Origin of the sequence: Roseiflexus castenholzii DSM 13941 (genome assembly GCF_000017805.1) — a bacterium.
Classification (GTDB): domain Bacteria; phylum Chloroflexota; class Chloroflexia; order Chloroflexales; family Roseiflexaceae; genus Roseiflexus; species Roseiflexus castenholzii.
Genome location: NC_009767.1, coordinates 3,640,933 through 3,659,976, shown reverse-complemented (window position 1 = coordinate 3,659,976; position 19,044 = coordinate 3,640,933). Strand labels below are relative to the sequence as shown.

The following is a 19,044-nucleotide window of genomic DNA, read 5'->3' as shown; positions in this document are numbered from 1 at the left end:
AGAAACCAATGACCGACAAAGACCCTCTGATTTCAGCATGGTTCGGCGTTGATTTCGGTGACGGCGTCGTGGGCGCCTTCCGCGAATGTACCGGTCTCGGCAGCGAGAACGAAGTGGTCGAGAGCAAAGCCAGCGGACCCGACGGGAAGTACATCATCAAGAAAATCCCCGGTCGCATGAAATGGAACAACGTCACTCTCAAACGCGGCATCACCGACGCCATGGACATGTGGAAATGGCGCAAGATGGTCGAAGAGGGAGATATTCAGGGAGCGCGGCGCAACGGCACGATTACCATGTTCAACACCAAAGGCGAACCGGTCGCGCGCTGGAAATTCGTCAACGCATGGCCCAGCAAGTTAACCGGACCGGACGCCAACGCAACCAACAACGAAGTGGCGATTGAAACGCTCGAAATCGTCCACGAAGGATACGAGCGCGTCCAGTAGACGCCGGTCTCAGACCGGCGTCGGCAACCCGGTCTCAGACCGGCGTCAGAACCGGCGTTGAATCGGCGTTGGGGGCGGTCACCGTAGACGCCGGTCTCAGACCGGCGTCAGAACCGGCGTCAGAACCGGCGTCGAATCGGCGTTTGGGGGGCGGTCACCGTAGACGCCGGTCTCAGACCGGCGTCGGCAACCCGGTCTCAGACCGGCGTCAGGACCGGCGTCGAATCGGCGTTGGGGGCGGTCACCGTAGACGCCGGTCTCAGACCGGCGTCAGAACCGGCGTCAGGACCGGCGTCGAATCGGCGTTGGGGGCGGTCACCGTAGACGCCGGTCTCAGACCGGCGTCAGGACCGGCGTCAGAACCGGCGTCAGAACCGGCGTCGCGCCTGGCTGGAATGACACCATGCTACAAACTGAATTCTCATTTGTGCTGCCCTGCGGCTACGTCGATGAGCAGGGAAACCTGCACCGCGAAGGATCGATGCGTCGTGCAACAGCAATCGACGAGATCGAACCGCTCGAAGATTCGCGGGTGCAGCGCAACGAGGCGTATCTCAGCATTCTGCTGCTGAGCCGGGTGATCACCCGCCTCGGCACAATCGGCGTCATCACGCCAGCCATCGTGGAGCGCCTGTTTGCGACCGATTTTCTCTATTTGCAGGACCTGTACATCCAGATCAACGCCGCCGCTCCGCACCTGGTCGAAACACAATGCCCCGCATGCGGCGCGCGGTTTGCTATCGATGTCGGGGTCCACGAGAAGACAGGATGACGTTGATGCCTCAACCAACATCCCGGCATTCTGATGAGATGCCGGATCGCTCACCATCACAGGAGCGATCCGACCAACACGATACCAGAATCGACATCGAGGCGCTCGCCGACCGGGTGTACCGCCTCATGCGCGAGGAAGCGCGCCTGGAACGCGCCAGAGGCGTGAGTGTCGGCAGGCAACGACGGAAGAGGTGATCCATGCCGACGACGGAAGAAGCGTATCCTTCCTACCGATTCTATGTCGAGATTGCTGGCGTGCCGCATGCGGTGTTCACCGAAGTCAGCGGTTTGCAGGTCGAAACCGAGATCACAGAATACGAAGAGGGTGGCAACAACGACTTTGTTCACCGTTTGCCGGGTCGCACGAAGATTGGCAATATCACCCTCAAGCGCGGCATGACCAGTTCGAATGAACTGTTGCAGTGGTTTCTCAAGATTGCGCGTGGCTCGATTGATCGGCGGAATGTGACGGTCATCATGTACGACTCGGCAGGGAAGGAATTGTTTCGCTGGAACTTCATCGAGGCGTATCCGATCAAATGGACCGGTCCGCAATTTACTGCCGCCTCGACAGAAGCGGCGGTGGAAACGCTCGAACTGACGCACAATGGAATGACGGTCGGGTAATGCGATGATCCATCGGATGTTGATAATGCGTCTACGCCGCCATATGCGCCTTGCGCGCGCGCTCGCCGGACGGGCGCCGCTCGCGTCGCGCGCGGCGGTAGACCAACCGATTCTGTGGGCAATCGGGCAAGCGCCGATGACTCCCCGGCGAGCGCGCGCGGCGGTGTGGCTGTGGGACTTGTCGCCGATGTCTGTTCCGCTCGCCGGTGGGCGCGAACCTGGGGCGGGCATGGTCGCGCCGACGCCGGTTGCGCGTGGGGGCGCGCCAGAAGCGCCCGCATCGCCAGAGCCGGTCGCCGGTGGGCGCGAACCTGGGGCGGGCATGGTCGCGCCGACGCCGGTTGCGCGTGGGGACGCGCCAGAAGCGCCCGCATCGCCAGAGCCGGTCGCCGGTGGCGGGACGGTCGCGTCTCCTGCCGAACCGGTGACGCCAGATACAACGCTGCCGCCATCATCGCTTCCCGTTGTGTCTGGAGCAAGCCACGCGCCTGATGACGTCAACACACGCGCCATGCCGGTTCCTGTGGACAGTGCGCCGGTTAGCGCACAGCCAGAGCCTCGAACATCGACGCGAGAATCTCCGTCCGCTCTTCTATCTGCGTCGCCGGAACCTGTCGCAGCATTCGATCGTTCTCCCGCTGCCTGGATGGAACGCCTGCGCACCGATGAGCACCGGCGTGCTCGTCGGGAAACAGCAGCGCTGCCTGAGCCGGTCGAGGACGGCAGCGGTATTGCACCGGTCGCGCCGCCAGAACCTGCTGATAACGCCGCCGCCGCAGTGTCGGCGCCGCCAGCGCCGGTTGAGGATCAGGGAGGCAAGGCGCCGGTTGCCCGCCAAACACCGCTTCAGGAGTCCACGCCCGCCGTTCCATCCGCGTCGCCGGAACCTGTCGCAGCATTCGATCGTTCTCCCGCTGCCTGGATGGAACGCCTGCGCACCGATGAGCAACGGCGTCGTGACCAGGCAGTGTCGGCGTCTGCCGGTGAAACGACGCCGACACCTCCGATTGTACCCGCTCCTGACCCTGCGCCTGAGCCTCCTGGGGTGTTCGCTCCAGGACTGCCAGCATCCAGAGGGACATCCGAAGGTCCAGACGTCTCTGCTGCATCCGAAGATACGTCATCGCTCGCTTCCCGCGGCGCCGATGTGGTCACGACGACGATACTCACGGAAGTGAGCGCTGCGCCGTCTCCCGCGCAACCCGAAGCGTGGTCGGCGGCGACGAAGGCGAACGTGTCTCCGGCAAGACAAGCTTCATCGGTTGCCGCTCCCAACGCAGGCGCTGCGCCATCGGTCACTCCAACGCCAACAGTAGCACCGCCTTCCGTGAGCGCCGCATCGTCTATTGCTCCGTCCAAAGCGGGTGACGCCCCACAGCCCGCCGATCCCGCCGCTGCCGTTGTAGACGCAGCGCGCGCCTGGGTAGCGCAACGAATGCAGGAGTGTGCTGCGGCATCAACACCGCAGCAGCCTGCTCCACCTCCTCCTGCTGCGCCGAAATCCCAGCCACAATCGCAGGCGCCGATTGAAATGCGGGTCGCCCGCCCGCCGCGCTTTGTTGAAGAACGCGCGCCGCGCCCTGCGCCGCCTGACCCTGCCCCGGTGGCAGAGACGCCTCAAGCGATGGATCAACCGCCTGTGGAGACGCCAGCCTTCGACCGTTCGGTGGAAGCCTGGATGGAGCGCCTGCGCGCCGATGAGATCCGCCGCCGCCAGAAAGACGCAGCGGCACAGGCGCCGGGGGGCGTTGCCGAAGATCCGCGATCGGTTGATGCGCCTCCTCTGGCGTCGGTGCAACCAGTCGGTGCAATCCGGTCGAGTAGTGCGACCGAGACAGCATCGGGCAGTGAACCGCGACGTCCCGTGCCACAACCGATTCGCGCGCCTCTGCCGGGAGGCACGGCACTGTCAGGACGCGCGACACGTTTCGCGCCGCCGGTGAGCGCTCCCGCTCGCTCCACCGCGTTGAGCAGCGCGCGGTTCTCCGCCCCTTCCGCGCCATCGCTCTCTGAGTCGAATCGGCGCTTTCTGCGCGCTGCTGTCGGGGTGGACCCCGCAACCGTGCGTGTTGCGCGCGGACCGGAAGCCGCTCGTGTGGCGGCAGCATACCGCGCCGATGCCGTGACGTTTGGCAATGATGTGGCGCTGGCGCCCGCCAGGGGTGACGAAACTGCTGAAGGTCTCGGTTTGCTGGCGCACGAACTGACTCACGTGGCGCGCCGACGCGACCCGACCGCCATCCCGCCGATTGTGCGTCCGCCTGAGCAGCGCCCCGGTCTACGCCCGGCGCCTCCGGGACCGTCGACCGATGAGGAGGCGCTGGCGCGAACGGTTGAGGCGCAGATGACTCAGGCTGCGCGGATGCGCTTTGCTCCGCCGGTCATGCCTGCGCACACCGGCGCTTCGACAGCGCCTCCGGTGCAGGCGTCGGAACAGGTTCACCCTGCGCCATCGAGCGCAGATGCGCCAGACGCGCCGGAACGGGCGCGGTGGGGCAACCTGCCCGCGCCCTGGGAGCCGCTACCCGACTGGCTGGCGCCTCCTCGACCGGCAGTGGAAGCGCCGCCGTTGCCGGTGGTGACGGTCGCGCCCGCGCCGCCGGCGTTGACGGCGCCGCAGCAGGCGGGAGCGCCGATTGTGCGCACCGCAGAAACCACGCGCGCATTACCTGCCATCCGGCGAGCGGAAACGACTGCGCCTGCGCAGGAAGCATCTCCTGCGCCCGACCTCGATGAACTTGCACGCCAGGTTTATGCAGTGCTGAAACGCCGGTTGGCGGTCGAGCGACGGCGCAGCGGTTGGTAGACAGGAGGAGTTGCATGCCCGATACAAGCCTGGTCAAAGCCAAAATCATCAACCTTGACAACCCCTCACAAGAGGTCGAGTGTCTGTTCAACCCGAAGGAGTACACCTTCACCAAGCAGAATAGCTGGAGCCGCGGCGAAACACCCAGCACCAACGTGCCACAACTCGAATTCAGCGGCGGGCAACCGGCAACCCTGTCGATGCACCTGCTGTTCGACACCTACACAAGTGCGCGCCCCGGATCGAAACCGAAGGATGTGCGCAAAGTGTACACCGACAAACTCTGGTCGTTTATGATGATCGACCCGGACTTGAAAGACCCCAAGAGCACCCGCGGACGCCCGCCGAAAGTGCGCTTTCAGTGGGGCGCCTCCTGGTCGTTCAAAGCGGTCATCACCAACATCACCCAGAAGTTCACGTTGTTTCTCGTCGATGGAACACCGGTGCGCGCTGAACTTGACGTAACATTTCAGCAGATTGAAGACACCGCCAATCTGCAACCGCAGAACCCGACGTCTGGCGGCATTGGCGGTGAGCGGGTCTGGCGGGTGCGTGAAGGCGACACACTGGCATGGATTGCATATAAATCGTATGGCGATGCGACGCGCTGGCGCCCGATCGCCGAAGCGAACGGTCTGGAACGGGTGCGCGAGTTGACGCCAGGAGCAGTGCTGGTGATCCCCAATGAGTAACAATAACAATGATCGGCATGTTTCCGATTTTTACCTGAAACTCGACGGCGCCGACGCGCCGCTGGAACTGGTGCGGGACATCCTGGACATCACGATCGAGAACAGTCTGCACCTGCCGGATGTCGCTACGCTCGTCATCAACGACCGCCGTTTGACGTGGGTTGATGACAGCCGCCTGGCGCCGGGCAAGACGCTTGTGGTGAATGTCCGGCGCAATCGCGCAACCGAGACGATCTTCGATGGCGAGATTGTCGAAGTTGAACCGCACTTCGATGTAGAAGGAGCGCGGGTTGTGGTTCGCGCCTTTGATCGTCTTCACCGCCTGGCGCGCGGTCGTTACGCCCGCACCTTTCTGAATGTGACCGATAGCGACGTGATCCAACAGATTGCCGGTGAAGTGGGGTTGCAGGCGCAGGTGGATGCGACGAGCCGGGTTCACGAGTATCTTGTGCAGTGGAACCAGACAAACCTGGAATTTCTGCGCGAACGGGCGGCGGCGCTCGGCTATCTGTTGTATGTCGATGGACGGAAACTCTTCTGTGTCAAGCCCCCTTCCGCCAGAGCACCGGTCGAGTTGAAATGGGGTGAGGATCTGAGCGCCTTTCACCCGCGCTTGAGCACGATCGATCAGGTGAATGAGGTGAATGTGCGCGGTTGGGACCCACAAAAAAAAGAAGTGGTGATCGGTCAGGGAACGACTGGCGCGGTGACGCCTGCGATTGGCGTCCCCGACAAAGGCGGCGCGCTGGCGAAGAAAGCGTTCAGCATCACGGCGAAAGATTTGCTGACCGAGTCCGCCGTGCGCTCGCAATCGGAAGCGGAACAGATCGCAAAAGCGGTGCTCAATCAGCATGAAAGCCGGTGTATCGAAGCGGATGGCACGGCTGCCGGCAACCCGAAGATCAAGGCGGGAGCAGCGGTCAAAATAACCAACATTGGCATTCGCTTCAGCGGCGCCTATGTTGTCACCAGCGCGACGCATCGCTATAACGCTGCTGGTTATGTCACCGACTTTTCGGTGTCGGGGGTCAACCCGGATGCTCTGCTGCACCTGCTGCAACCGGAAACGCCACGCCTGAGGATTGAAGGACTGGTTATCGGGATTGTGACCGACAACAATGATCCGGACAACCTGGGGCGTGTCAAGGTGAAGTTTCCGACGCTTTCGGATCAACAGAGCCATTGGGCGCGAGTGGTCAGTGTCGGCGCAGGCGCCAACCGTGGGATCGAGTTTCTGCCGGAAGTGAACGATGAAGTGCTGGTGGGATTCGAGGCTGGCGATATGCGCGCCGTGTATGTGATCGGTGGTTTGTGGAACGGCAAGGATGCTCCGCCGAAGAAGACCGGCGAGATCGTCAAAGGCGGGAAAGTTGAGCAACGTGTGGTCAAATCGCGCTCCGGTCATGTGATTACACTGGATGATAGCGATAGTGCGCCGTCGATTACCATCGAAGACAAGAGTGGCAATATGATCAAACTCGACAGCAAGAAGAACGAGTTGACGATCAAAGTCAAAGGGAATGGCACGATCAGCGCCGATGGCAACCTGACGATCCAGGCAAAGGGCAAGATTGACATCAAATCGCAGCAGGCAATGGCTATCGAAGGCGCCACCGGTCTCGATCTGAAGTCGAATGCAAATGCCTCCTTGCAGGCGAATGCCAGCCTCGATCTGAAATCCAATGCTACGGCCTCCTTGCAGGCGAATGCGACGCTCGATGTGAAATCGTCGGCGATTCTGACGATCCAGGGAACGCTGGTCAAAATCAACTGAAAGGAAGAATGCGATGCCTCCTGCCGCGCGCGTGAGCGATATGCATACCTGCCCGCTGTCCGATGGTCCAAAGCCGCATGTTGGTGGTCCGATCATGCCGCCTGGCGTGCCGACGGTGCTGATCGGCGGGTTGCCGGCGGCGGTGGTCGGCGGTATGGCGACGTGCGCCGGTCCGCCGGATACGATTATCAAAGGCAGCGCAACGGTGCTGATCGGCGGCATGCCGGCGGCGCGCATGGGTGATCAGACGGCGCATGGCGGCGTGATTGTCGGGGGATTTCCACAGGTTGACATTGGCGGGTGAGGTGCGATGAGCGATTTTCTTGGCGTCGGATGGGCGTTTCCGGTCGGGCTGGACGCGCGCGGTCGCTTTGCGCTGGCGCGCCAGGAGGTCGATATTGAGCAGGCGATCATCATGATCTTGTTGACGCCGAAAGGTCAGCGGTTGATGCGCCCAACGTTCGGCTGCCAGATCCACGATCTCATTTTTGCGCCGAACGACGCCGCAACGGCCGGTCTTGCCGTGTACTATGTCGAAGAGGCGCTGGCGATGTGGGAGCCGCGCATCGATGTGTTGAATGTCGAGATCGATACCGATCCGCAGACGCCGGAACGGATGCTGATCACGATTGAGTATCGCATCAAGGCGACCCATGATCGCCGCTCGCTGGTCTTTCCGTTTTACCGCATTCCGGGTGAATAGACGAGGGTTGCATGCCGCTGCCAACACCCAATCTCGACGACCGTCACTTTCAGGACATCGTCGATGAAGCCAAACGTCTTATTCCGCGCTTCTGCCCGGAGTGGACCGATCACAACGTGAGCGATCCGGGTGTGGCGCTGATCGAGTTGTTCGCCTGGATGACCGATCTGTTGCTCTATCGGGTGAATCAGGTGCCCGATAAGGTATATATCACGCTGCTCAATCTGATCGGCATCCGATTGGAGCCGCCGCAATCGGCGGTTGCGCCGGTGACGTTCTATCTGTCGGCGCCGCAGGAAACGGCAATCACGATCCCTGCCGACACGGAAGTGGCGACGGTGCGCACCGAAACCAGTCCGGCGGTCATTTTCACCACCGAGACCGATCTGACGATATATCCGGCGGTCGTGGCTGATGAGAAAGTGTATGTTCGCCAGGTGGAACGCCCGAATGTTCCGGCAAGCTGGCGCATGCATGAGTTGCGCCAGTTGTTGCTGCCCAATGGACGGATTGCCATGTTTGCGCCCAATCCGCTGCCGCACGACGCTTTCTACATTCCACTCCGGCACAACCACAGCAATCACGTCCTGGCGCTGGTGATCGACTGCGATGTGGCGCGCGGCGCCGGTGTCGATCCGACCAATCCACCGCTGATCTGGGAAGTGTGGCAGGGGGGCGTGGCGCGCTGGTCGCCGTGCGAGGTCGAGTTCGACGGCACCGGCGGCTTCAATATGCCCGGCGAAATTGTGCTGCACCTGCCGCCAATGGCGCCCGATACGATCCAGGGGGTGACGGCGCACTGGCTTCGTTGCCGCCTGACCGACGCGCAGGCGGATACGCCGGAGAATCGTCACAACCGCTACAAAGTTTCGCCCGAATTGCTGGCGTTGCGGATCGAATCGCGCGGCGGGACGGTCAATGCCCGCCATGCGGTCACGGTGCGCAACGAGGTCATCGGGCGCAGCGACGGCACGCCCGGTCAGGAGTTTCATCTGCTGAACAAACCGGTGCTGGCGCGCAATCCACAGCGCGATGTCCTGATCGTCGATCCGCCACTCCCCGGTCGTCCGCGCGAGTGGAGCGAGGTTCCCGACTTTGCCGCCTCTGGTCCTGATGATCAGCACTATACGCTCGATAGCCTGAGCGGGACGGTGAGTTTCGGACCGGCACTGCTCCAACCCGATGGATCGGTGCGCAATTTTGGCAGTGTGCCGCCCCACGGGAGCGTGATTACGATGACGCGCTATCAGTACGGCGGCGGCGTGATCGGCAATGTTCAGGCGAATACGCTGGTGACGCTGAAGACATCGATCCCGTATGTGTCGCGGGTGACGAACCGCCGCGCTGCCGAGGGCGGACGCGATCCGCAGGGTCTCGATGATGCGCGCGCCCGTGCACCGCAGATTCTGCGTACCCGTACCCGCGCCGTGACCGCTGATGACTATGAGCACCTGGCGCGGGAGGTGGTCGGCGTGGCGCGCGCGTGCTGCGTCAGTCCCGGTGCGCAGCCCGGAGGTCCGGCGGATCCGCGCCCCGGTCAGGTGATAGTCTACATTCTGCCGCAGTCCGATAATCCTGCCGGTCGGATTCCGCCGGAGGCGCTGACGCTCTCCGCCGAACTGCGCGCTCGTGTGCTCGACTATCTGGATCGGCGGCGTCCGTTGGGCATTGCACTCGATGTGCGCCCGATCCAGTACCTCTGGGTGTCGGTCGAGGTGCGGCTGCGTGTTCCGGTGCGCAGTGATCCGGCACTCGCGCGCGCGGTGCAGCACGAAGCAGAAGAGGTGCTCTATCGGTATCTCAACCCATATGTCGGTGGACCCGACGGCAACGGTTGGCCCTTTGGTCGTGATCTGCATGTGTCGGAGATTTATGCGTTGATGCAGCGTCTCCCGTCAATTGAGTTCGTCGAGGAAGTGCAGATCGGGTTGACCGAGCCGGGGAGCACGGCAAAGCCACAGGTCGTCTCGCCGCGCCTCGATGTGCCGCGCCACGCCTTGATCTGTTCCTGGCAGCATCGAGTGTCGGTCAGTGCGTCGTAAACAGGTGATCTTCACGCATTATACCAATGACGATTGAAGATGCCGCATGCGTGTCATTCCGAGCCCTTCGCTTCGCTCAGGGTAAACTCAGCGAGGAATCGGAGCGGGTCGCGCAAGACCCCTCGCTCTGCTCGGGGTGACCATGCCGGATGGTCACAGGGAATTGGTATTACCCGGAGCAGCATGTGGAACCCGATTTTGGCAAACTGATCATTCGCTCCCCCGACGGCGAACAGGTGGTGACCTTGCGCCAGCCGCAGTACACCATTGGGCGCAACCCGGCGCGCGATCTGCACCTCGACTCGCCGGTCGTGTCGAATATGCACGGTCGGATCGACGCGGGACCGCAGGGTGCACAACTGGTCGATCTCGGCAGCACGAATGGAACCTTCATTGGCGAGCGCCGCCTTCCGCCAAATCAGCCCTATCCGCTGGTCCCCGGCGAGGAGGTGCGGATCGGTCCGTTCATTCTGATCTATATCCCGCCTGGCGTGGTGTATCCGCCCGAAGAGGTGGCGCTGCCGGTTGCGGAAATGCCCGAACCGCCTTCGGTTATCGAAGAAGAGCCGCTCACGGCAGCAATCTCCGGTGAGACAACGGAAGGAGCGGTTGGCGAATCTGCTGCGATGGCGACACCTGAAGCGCCTTCCGCACCCCCGTCTCCACCGCCGCCTGAAGAGCCGGTCGTTGTTGCCCAGGAGTTTCCCGAACGCTTGCCGGTGCGCTATGCCGCGTCGTCGGATGGACTGGATAGTCGCTACCTGCGCTATCTGCCGGCGATCTTTCAGGAGAATGAGTTTCTGGGGCGTTATCTGCGGATTTTCGAGACGATCTGGGAGCCGCTGGAATGGCGTCAGAATCATATCAATCTCTACTTCGACCCGCGCACCTGTCCGCTGTCGTTTCTGCCCTGGCTGGCAGGCTGGCTCGATATGGAAGTCAATCCATACTGGCCCGAATCGCGCATCCGTCGCCTGATCGCCGAAGCCGCCGATCTCTATCGCTGGCGCGGCACGGCGTATGGACTCAAGCGACTGATCGAGGTGGTGACCGGTCTGACGCCAACTATTACGGAAGAACCATCGCAACCGTTCGTCTTTCGCATTTCGCTCGCTCTTCCGCCCGGCAGCGATGTAGATGCGCGCCTGATCGACAATCTGGTGCGCGCGCATAAACCGGCGCACGCTGGCTACATTCTGGATATCCGGCAATGAACGACATCGTGACAACGCTGGCGCGCAGTTACGATGAGGCGCCGTATCCGGGGCGCGCCTATGCGCATACCCACCCTGATTACATGGCCGTGCTGGCGACGTTGCTCGGCTTGAACCCACCGCCAGTTGCGCGTTGTCGCGTGCTGGAAATCGGTTGCGCTGCCGGCGCTAATCTAATGCCGATGGCGTTAAGCCTTCCCAAAGCTTCGTTTACCGGCATCGACCTCTCGCCGCGCCAGATTGCCGATGGACGGCGCGTGATCGACACGCTTGGTCTGACCAACATTACCCTGCTGGCGCGCGATCTCCAGGACGTCGGCGATGAATTGGGGCAGTTCGACTATATCATTGCCCACGGCGTCTATTCATGGACGCCAGCGCCGGTGCGCGACCGACTTATGGCGCTGATCAAGCGTTGCCTGACGCCGAACGGCGTGGCATTCGTCAGTTACAACACGTACCCTGGCTGGCATATGCTCGGTGCAATCCGCGATCTGATGCTCTATGCCGCCAGGGATGTCGAAGATTCGCATGATCGCGCCAGGATCGCGCTGGCGTTGCTCGATATGCTGGCGGAGAGCGACTCGGAGCATGCGAATGCGTTCACCAGTTTCATTGCCGCATACGCCGGCCAGTTTCGCGCCATGCTGGATCGCCTGGGTCCGCTGAGCCATGCATTTCTGCTCCACGATGCGCTCGAAGTGGTGAACGAACCGGTCTATTTTGCGCAATTTGCCGCCCACGCTGCGCAGCACGGGTTGCAGTACCTCTCCGAAACCGAGTTTCCGATGGTGCTGCCTCAGGGATTGAAACCCGAAACCGTCGATGCAATGCGTTCTTTTTCTCAAAACGGTATCGATCTGGAGCAGTACATGGATTTTCTTCGTGGACGACAGTTCCGGCAGACGCTCCTCTGCCATGATCATCTGAAGATCCGGCGCACGTTGCGACCAGAGCGTCTGGCGGGTATGTCTGTCGCTGCATTGATGCATCCCGAATCGCACCCGGTCGATCTGACCAATGAGACGCCAGTGGTGTTTCGGAATCTGCACGATGTCGGGTTTACGGTGATGGCGCCGATTACGAAAGCGGCGCTGCTCCATCTGGCGGAAGCGTCGCCGCGCGCAGTACCGTTCGAGACGCTGGTGGTCGAAGCGCAGCGCCGCGCGGTAGACGGCGGAGCGCCGCTGCGTGATGTTGAGCCATCGGTGCTGGCGCGGCGATTGGGGGGCGATCTGCTGCGCGCGTTTGCGACGGCAACAACGCTGGTATCGTTTCATCTGCACCCGCCGTTGGTGGCGAGCCATCCAGGAGAGCGCCCGCAAGCGACTGCTCTGGCGCGCCTGGAAGCGCAGTCCGGCATCGAGGTGACCAATCTGTATCACGATGTGTTGCAGCTCGATCCGTTCGATCGGTTTCTGTTGCAGTTGCTCGATGGTCAACGCAATCGGGCGGCGATTGTGCGCGAAATGGCAGGCGCGATTGACACAGGTGCAGTACAATATACGGCGAAAGAACCTGCCTTCAGTTCCCCTGCTAACCTCGAAGTCGAAATTGAACAACGGCTTTGCTGGTTTGCCCGGGTTGCGCTGTTGGTTGCCTGAGATAGGGAGCATTCTTCATGACGGAGTTAATTGGTCGGATTATCGGCAATTATCGAGTCGAAGTGCTCCTGGGCGCTGGCGGCATGGGGCAAGTGTTTCGCGCGCGGCACATCCATCTGGATCGACCGGTTGCGCTGAAGGTGATGCACACCAATCTGTCGCACGATCCTGGCTTTCAGGCGCGATTTCGCCAGGAGGCGCGCGCGATTGCCGCGCTTCAGCACCCGAATATTGTCGAGGTGTACGACTTCGGCGAGCAGCAGGGTCTGATGTACCTGGTGATGGAACTGTTGAGCGATGGGTCGCTGCGCGGGTTGATGCAGAAGCATGCCCGCGAGGGCAAGCCATGGTCTCTGATGCTGGCAGTCGATCTGGTGCAGCAGGCGGCGGAAGGGCTTGCATACGCCCATAGCCAGGGCATGATTCATCGTGACATTAAGCCGGACAACATGTTGCTCCGCGCAGTCTCCGGCGTGCCCGGGCGTTACGCGCTCAAGATTACCGATTTTGGGCTGGCGCGCATGGTGGAAGGGTCGATGATGACCGCGACCGGCGCCGCAATGGGGACGCCAGCCTATATGTCGCCAGAGCAGTGCCAGGGGGCGCATGTCGATCACCGGAGCGATATTTATGCGCTGGGAGTGGTGCTGTACGAGGTGACGACCGGTTATCTGCCGTTTACGGCAACGACGCTGAGCGAAGCGGCGTACAAGCATGTGTTCGTTCCGCCGACCCCGCCGCGTCAGGTGCGCGCCGATCTGCCGGAACCGCTCGAAGCAATTGTGCTGCGTTGTCTGGCGAAGCGTCCAGAAGATCGGTTCGCCAGCGCTGCCGAGGTTGCTGCCAGCCAGAAAGCGCTCCTGGCGCGCCCCGATCCGATGTTGACCCACACGACGGTAATGGCGCATCCCAATGAAGCGCCGCCAGTATCGCCGCAGGGCGCTGTTCCAACGCCGCCCCCGCCTGCTGTAGCAGCGCCGCAACCAACCGCCATGATGCCATCGAGTGGGACGCTCCCGCCGGCGCTTCCCTCGCTGCCTGGCGCGTCGACCCTGCCGCGTATCCAGGTGCGCGACGCTGGCGGAAATCTGTTGCGCGTCGTCGAACTGACGAGCGATGGTGTTACCGTCGGACGCCAGTCGACCAATACGCTCGTCCTCGAATCCGAAGGGGTGTCACGGTCGCATCTGCGCGTTGATTGGGATGGTCGGCAGGTGACGGTGACCGATCTGGGTTCGAGCAATGGGACGTTGCTGGGAGCGGTGCGCCTTCCGGCACGGGCGCCGCATCCGTGGGGCTGGCGCGAGGTGGTGCGCGTCGGTCCGTTCTGGTTGCGCCTGGAACCGCCAGCGCACCTCGTCGAACCGGGTGGCGCACTGTTGCAGCAACTGCTTGATGCGCAACCGACCGCTACCCCGCCGCCAGCCGCAGTCACACGTCCGATGTCTACCGGCGTGGTCACTGCCAGTGTCAGCACCGGACGGATTGGCGTGGTGCTGGAAGATGCTGCATTGACTCTTGCGCCGGGGCAGCCAGCGCCGCTGCGGTTGACGCTGGCGAATCTGGGGACGGTGGTGGATCACTTCAGTATCGAAGTGGAGGGTGCGCCCTCGGAATGGGTGCGCCAGCCCGCCGATGCCATCCAGTTGATGCCAGGCGTGCAAGCGCCGGTGGTGTTGACGGTCACGGCGCCGCGCACGTCGGCAAGCCGCGCCGGTGAGTATCAGGTGACGCTCCGGGTGCGTTCGCGCGAAAATCCGGCGGAAGTTGGCGTGGCGCATGGACGTTGGACCGTGTTGCCGTTCACGGCGCCGTCGCTGACCCTTGCGCCCAAACGGGCTGCCGGGCGCGGTCAGGCGCGCTTTACCACGACGCTGCGCAACGATGGGAATGCTCCGATTCAGTGTACCCTACGCGCCGAGGATGATGAGCATGTGCTGCGCTATCGGTTCGAGCCGCCGGAAGTGACGCTCGACCCCGGCGCCGAAGTCCATGTTCCAACCACGGTCACCGGTCCGCAACGCTGGTTTGGGCGCGAACAGACGCGCAGTTTTACGGTCGGCGCGGCAGTGGCGGGCAGCGAAGGACCACCGGTTGCAACCGGGCAGTTTGTTCAGATGCCGATCATTCCGGCGTGGGCGGTGACGGCGCTGTTTCTGCTCGTTCCGCTGTGTTTGGGAGGGGTGTTCTTCGGCAACGAAATGCTGGTGGTGCGCCCCGCAGCCGCGACTGCGACCGCAGCGACTGCCGAAGCCGCCGGTGTGATTGCCGCAGCGAACACGGCTACTGCCGCAGTCGTTGGCACTGCCGCGCAGGCGACGCTTGAAATGAAGGAGACTGTGGCGCTGATTCAGCAGCAGACGATTGCGGCTGCGCCGATCGAGACCCAGATTGCGTTCCAGGCGCAGCAGAATACGCAGATCGCTCAGGCGCAGCAGACGCAACAGGCGCAGCAGCAACAGCAGCAGGCGGCGCAGCAGACGCAACAGGCGCAGCAGCAACAGCAGCAGGCGGCGCAGCAGACGCAACAGGCGCAGCAGGCGATCCAGCAAGCGACACAACAGGCAGCAGTGCAGCAGACCGCAGCCGCAGCGGCGCAGCAGGCAACGCAGGTGGCGCTGAATGTCCAGGCGACGCAGCAGGCGATCGATGCGCAGGCAACAATGGCAGCGGCAGCAAATGCAGAGACCGCGAGCGCAGTTGCCGCGCAGCAGACGACCCTGGCGCAGACTGCATCCGCCGTTGCGGTGCAGCAGACGTCGGCAGCGGCAACCGCAACGACGCAGGCGGCGGCATTCAATGCCTTTCTTGGCAACTGGGTCAATGTCGATACCGCCACAAGCGGGATGACGCGCCTGGTGATTGACAAAAAGGATGAGACGACCTACATCTTCCGGGGGTATGGCAAATGTACGCCGAGCGACTGCGATTGGGGCGAGATTCAGGTGCCATACACGCCGGGGCAACTGGTTGGCGTGTATGACTTCGGATTCAAGACCACTCGGATTACTGTGCGTCTCCAGGGTGAGGATTTGCAGGCGGAGGTTTTTGATGATTACCGCCCTTCCGATCCGCGCCCCGACCGGACGACAGATTACGTGCTGCGTCGGCAGTGGATCTTTCGCCCGGACATCATTATTAGACCGGATATTCTTAATCCGCCGATCATTCTGGTGACGCCGTCGCCGTGATCCACCACTGCGCTCCGTCTAGCCGACGCAGCCATATGTCAGCAATTCCGGAGTCGCCGATATGACTGAATTCATTGGAAAAACCATCGGCAATTATCGCATCGAAGCGCCACTGGGCAGCGGTGGAATGGGGCAGGTGTTTCGCGCCCGCCACATCCATCTCGACCGCCCGGCGGCGTTGAAACTGCTGCACGGTAATCTGGCGCAGGACCCGATGTTTCAGACACGCTTCCGCCAGGAGGCGCAGGCGGCGGCAAAATTGCGGCATCCCCATATCGTCGAAGTGTACGACTTCGATGAGTACGATGGCATGGCGTACCTGGTGATGGAACTGGTCACCGGCGGCTCGATGCGCGGTTGGTTGCGCTCGACGGCCCAACAGACCGGCGGCAGCCTGGTGCAAGGGCTGGAATTGGTGCGCCAGGCGGCGGACGCGCTGGCATACGCTCATGCGATGGGTATGGTCCACCGTGACATCAAGCCGGATAATCTGCTGCTTCAGCCTGGTCTGATGGGCAGAGGTCCGACGATGAAGGTGGCAGATTTCGGGCTGGCGCGGATGACCGAGGGGAGCAGCCTGACGGCGACCGGTATGGCGATGGGCACGCCTGCCTACATGTCGCCAGAACAGTGTCAGGGCAAACCGCTCGATGGGCGCAGCGACATCTATGCGCTCGGTGTGGTGCTGTACGAAGTGGCGACCGGCACGCTGCCGTTTGTGGTCAAAACGATCAGTGAAGCAGTGTTCAAGCACGTCTATGTCACTGCGCCGCCGCTACGACACATCCGCCCAGACTTGCCTGAGATTGTCGAGATGATTGTGCTGCGCTGTCTGGCGAAGATGCCGGAGGAGCGCTTCGCCACTGCCGCCGATCTATCGGCGGCGTTGTATGAAGCGGTGAGTGCGATTGCGCCCGATCTGGCAGTGGGAGACGATGAAGGCGGCGCGATGTTGACTGAGATCGCCGCGCGAACCCGCATTCAGACGTTGCACGCTGGCGTAGCGCCGACTGCGCCAACGTTAATGGGGAGCGGTTCTCTCCCGCGCATTCAGGTGCTGGATGATTCCGGCACGCTCTTGCAGGTGGTCGCGGTGCGTCCCGGTGGGTTGACGGCAGGGCGCGTCGAGCGCAACGATATCGTCCTGCCAGGTGAAGGGGTGTCACGGCATCATCTGCGGTTGGAATGGGACGGCGCACAGGTGATGGTCACCGATCTGGGGTCGAGCAATGGCACCCTGCTGGAGAATCAGCCGTTGCCGTCGCAGCAATCGGTTGCCTGGCCCTGGCGCACGATGCTGCGGGTTGGATCGTATTGGCTGCGCCTCGACCCGCCGGAGGGCGTGGAGAGCAGCAGGACTGCAACACCGTCCGGCGGTGTGCTGACCACCCCGCAGACGCTTGCGACGCCGGGAGGCGGGGTGATGACGGTGCCGCCGCTCACCGGCGGCGCTGCGCCGTTGCCGTACTCGCAGGCGTTTGCGACCACCGGGGCGGTGGGAATGATGCTCGAACCAGAGACGCTGGCGATTACGCCGGGGCAGACGGCAACGGTGGCAGTGACCCTGGCGAACCTCAGCGATCAGGTCGATCATCTGAGCCTCGGCATCGCCGGGGTGCCGCAGGAATGGGTGACGTTGCCCCCCCCTGCGCAGATGCCGCCGCGCGGACAGACCACGGTGACGCTGGTAGTGCGTCCTCCTGCTGAACCGGATGCGCGCGCCGGCGAGTATCCGGTGGAGGTGACAGCCCGCTCGCGCGCGCGCCCAACGGAGGGTGGGTCGGTGCTGGCGCGCTGGACGGTGCGCCCGTATGCGCGTGAAGAACTGACACTGGCGCCGGGGCGCGCGCGCGGCAGGTTACGCGGGGCGCTGAAGGCAACGGTGCGCAACCTGGGAAATGCGCCGGTGCGCTACCGGTTGCAGGGTGAGGCGGATGAGGCGGGCATTCAGGCGCTGCTCGCGCCAGAGGAACTGGTGCTCGACGCGGGTGAGAGCGGCAGCGCAACGGTGACGGTTGAAGGTTCGCTTAAGCCATTCGGCAGTGAAACGATGCATAGCGTGACCGTCACAGCGACAGCAGATCATGGCGCGACGCTGCGCGCCAATGGGATGTGGATTCAGGGAGCATTGCTGCCGGTGTGGAGCCTGATTGCAGCGGTGTTGATGCTCGGTTTTGGGGCATCACACCTCTTTGGCGCGCTGCCCGCGTCGCTCGCGGGTGGGTTGCCGGGGTATGCAGTGCTGCGCAGCGGCGGGAATGTCGATGCAGGTGTTGCGGGTCAGTCCGGGATCGTGCCGCCCGCAGCGCCAACGGCGACGCCAGAACCGACGGTGGAACCGACGGTTGCCGTCGAGCCGACGCCGGAAACCGGTGTGGCGACGCCAACAGAAGTGACCGATGCGGTCATCGCCGATGATCAGGCAACGGCAACGGCTGCCGCCGCGTCTGGCGGAAACGGAACGAATGCAGGCGGCGGTGGCGGCGAGGGAAGCGGGGGTGCTGCGGGAACCGGCGGATCGGGTGACTCCGGCGGCGCTGGAGGAGCAAGCGGAACCGGCAATACGCCAACCACAACGGCGACTGCAACGCGCACACCGACGCCAAGCGCAACAGTGACGCCAACGGCGACGCCATTGCCAACGAGCACCCCAGAACCGACATCGACGCCTGAACCCACCAACACGCCTGAACCGACTGCCACGCCGACGGCTCTGCCGACGGCAACGCCGCTGCCGTCTCCAACTGAAACGGCAACACCGACCGCAACGCCGGCGCCGACCAATACGCCAACGCCGACCGCGACGCCAACACCAACCAACACACCGACACCGACGCCGGATGTGTTTATGACCATGCCGCCAATCCAACTGGCGCCCCCAAACGGCGCCACATTCGACATCTTTCCGCGCACCACCCTGCTCGAATGGGCGCCGGTGCCGGGCGCCGTCTCGTATCGGGTGGAAATCGACTGTTTCCATTGTTGCCAGTACAATGCCTGGTGCACCGATGTTGGTCGCACCTGGAGTGTGGTGAATGTTCCGTCGACGAACTATCTGTTCAACTGGGTCGGTGCGCAACCGGGTCGCTGGCGGGTCTCGGCAATTGATGCCGGTGGTCGAGAGGGTCCGCGGACCGGTTGGTGGGTCTTTTTTTACTTGCGATAGTG

General features: G+C 62.8%; 14 protein-coding genes. All 14 read left to right on the top strand.

All coding sequences use genetic code 11. The annotated features are described in order from the left end of the window. The first annotated feature begins 8 nt into the window (after positions 1-8). The 14 genes from RCAS_RS14550 (at position 9) to RCAS_RS14490 (ending at position 19,042) form a co-directional block, all read left to right on the top strand. On the top strand, positions 9-449 hold the full coding sequence (locus RCAS_RS14550; RefSeq protein WP_012121317.1) for a phage tail protein: 441 nt from the start codon (positions 9-11) through the stop codon (positions 447-449). A 403-nt stretch (positions 450-852) separates the two neighbouring features. Then, the gene (locus RCAS_RS14545; protein ID WP_012121316.1) at positions 853-1,221 is read left to right on the top strand and encodes a hypothetical protein; all 369 of its coding nucleotides are present in this window, start codon (positions 853-855) and stop codon (positions 1,219-1,221) included. A gap of 5 nt (positions 1,222-1,226) precedes the next feature. Beyond that, positions 1,227-1,418 carry a hypothetical protein gene (locus RCAS_RS25250; RefSeq protein ID WP_157042657.1) on the top strand — a complete coding sequence of 64 codons (192 nt, stop codon included), beginning with the start codon at positions 1,227-1,229 and terminating at the stop codon, positions 1,416-1,418. A 3-nt stretch (positions 1,419-1,421) separates the two neighbouring features. Beyond that, complete coding sequence (locus RCAS_RS14540; RefSeq protein ID WP_012121315.1) at positions 1,422-1,850, top strand: phage tail protein; 429 nt, start codon at positions 1,422-1,424, stop codon at positions 1,848-1,850. Between the two features lie 16 nt (positions 1,851-1,866). Further along, positions 1,867-4,656, top strand: a complete 2,790-nt coding sequence (locus tag RCAS_RS14535) for an eCIS core domain-containing protein (RefSeq protein WP_198135938.1) — start codon at positions 1,867-1,869, stop codon at positions 4,654-4,656. A 14-nt stretch (positions 4,657-4,670) separates the two neighbouring features. After that, positions 4,671-5,348 (top strand): CIS tube protein, encoded by a 678-nt coding sequence (locus tag RCAS_RS14530; protein ID WP_012121313.1) that lies wholly within the window; start codon positions 4,671-4,673, stop codon positions 5,346-5,348. Next, entirely contained in the window at positions 5,341-7,122 is a 1,782-nt protein-coding gene (locus RCAS_RS14525; RefSeq protein WP_012121312.1) for a VgrG-related protein, read from the top strand. The genes RCAS_RS14530 and RCAS_RS14525 overlap by 8 nt, the downstream gene beginning before the upstream one ends. A 13-nt stretch (positions 7,123-7,135) precedes the next feature. Continuing rightward, positions 7,136-7,426, top strand: a complete 291-nt coding sequence (locus RCAS_RS14520; RefSeq protein ID WP_012121311.1) for a PAAR domain-containing protein — start codon at positions 7,136-7,138, stop codon at positions 7,424-7,426. Between the two features lie 6 nt (positions 7,427-7,432). Next, positions 7,433-7,825, top strand: a complete 393-nt coding sequence (locus tag RCAS_RS14515; RefSeq protein ID WP_012121310.1) for a GPW/gp25 family protein — start codon at positions 7,433-7,435, stop codon at positions 7,823-7,825. An 11-nt stretch (positions 7,826-7,836) separates the two neighbouring features. Continuing rightward, complete coding sequence (locus tag RCAS_RS14510) at positions 7,837-9,867, top strand: putative baseplate assembly protein (RefSeq protein ID WP_012121309.1); 2,031 nt, start codon at positions 7,837-7,839, stop codon at positions 9,865-9,867. Between the two features lie 149 nt (positions 9,868-10,016). Further along, complete coding sequence (locus RCAS_RS14505) at positions 10,017-11,081, top strand: phage tail protein I (protein WP_012121308.1); 1,065 nt, start codon at positions 10,017-10,019, stop codon at positions 11,079-11,081. Continuing rightward, positions 11,078-12,685 carry a methyltransferase regulatory domain-containing protein gene (locus RCAS_RS14500; RefSeq protein ID WP_012121307.1) on the top strand — a complete coding sequence of 536 codons (1,608 nt, stop codon included), beginning with the start codon at positions 11,078-11,080 and terminating at the stop codon, positions 12,683-12,685. The genes RCAS_RS14505 and RCAS_RS14500 overlap by 4 nt, the downstream gene beginning before the upstream one ends. 17 nt (positions 12,686-12,702) lie before the next feature. After that, positions 12,703-15,876, top strand: a complete 3,174-nt coding sequence (locus RCAS_RS14495; protein WP_012121306.1) for an FHA domain-containing serine/threonine-protein kinase — start codon at positions 12,703-12,705, stop codon at positions 15,874-15,876. A 61-nt stretch (positions 15,877-15,937) separates the two neighbouring features. Then, on the top strand, positions 15,938-19,042 hold the full coding sequence (locus tag RCAS_RS14490) for a protein kinase domain-containing protein (protein WP_012121305.1): 3,105 nt from the start codon (positions 15,938-15,940) through the stop codon (positions 19,040-19,042). Positions 19,043-19,044 lie beyond the last annotated feature (2 nt).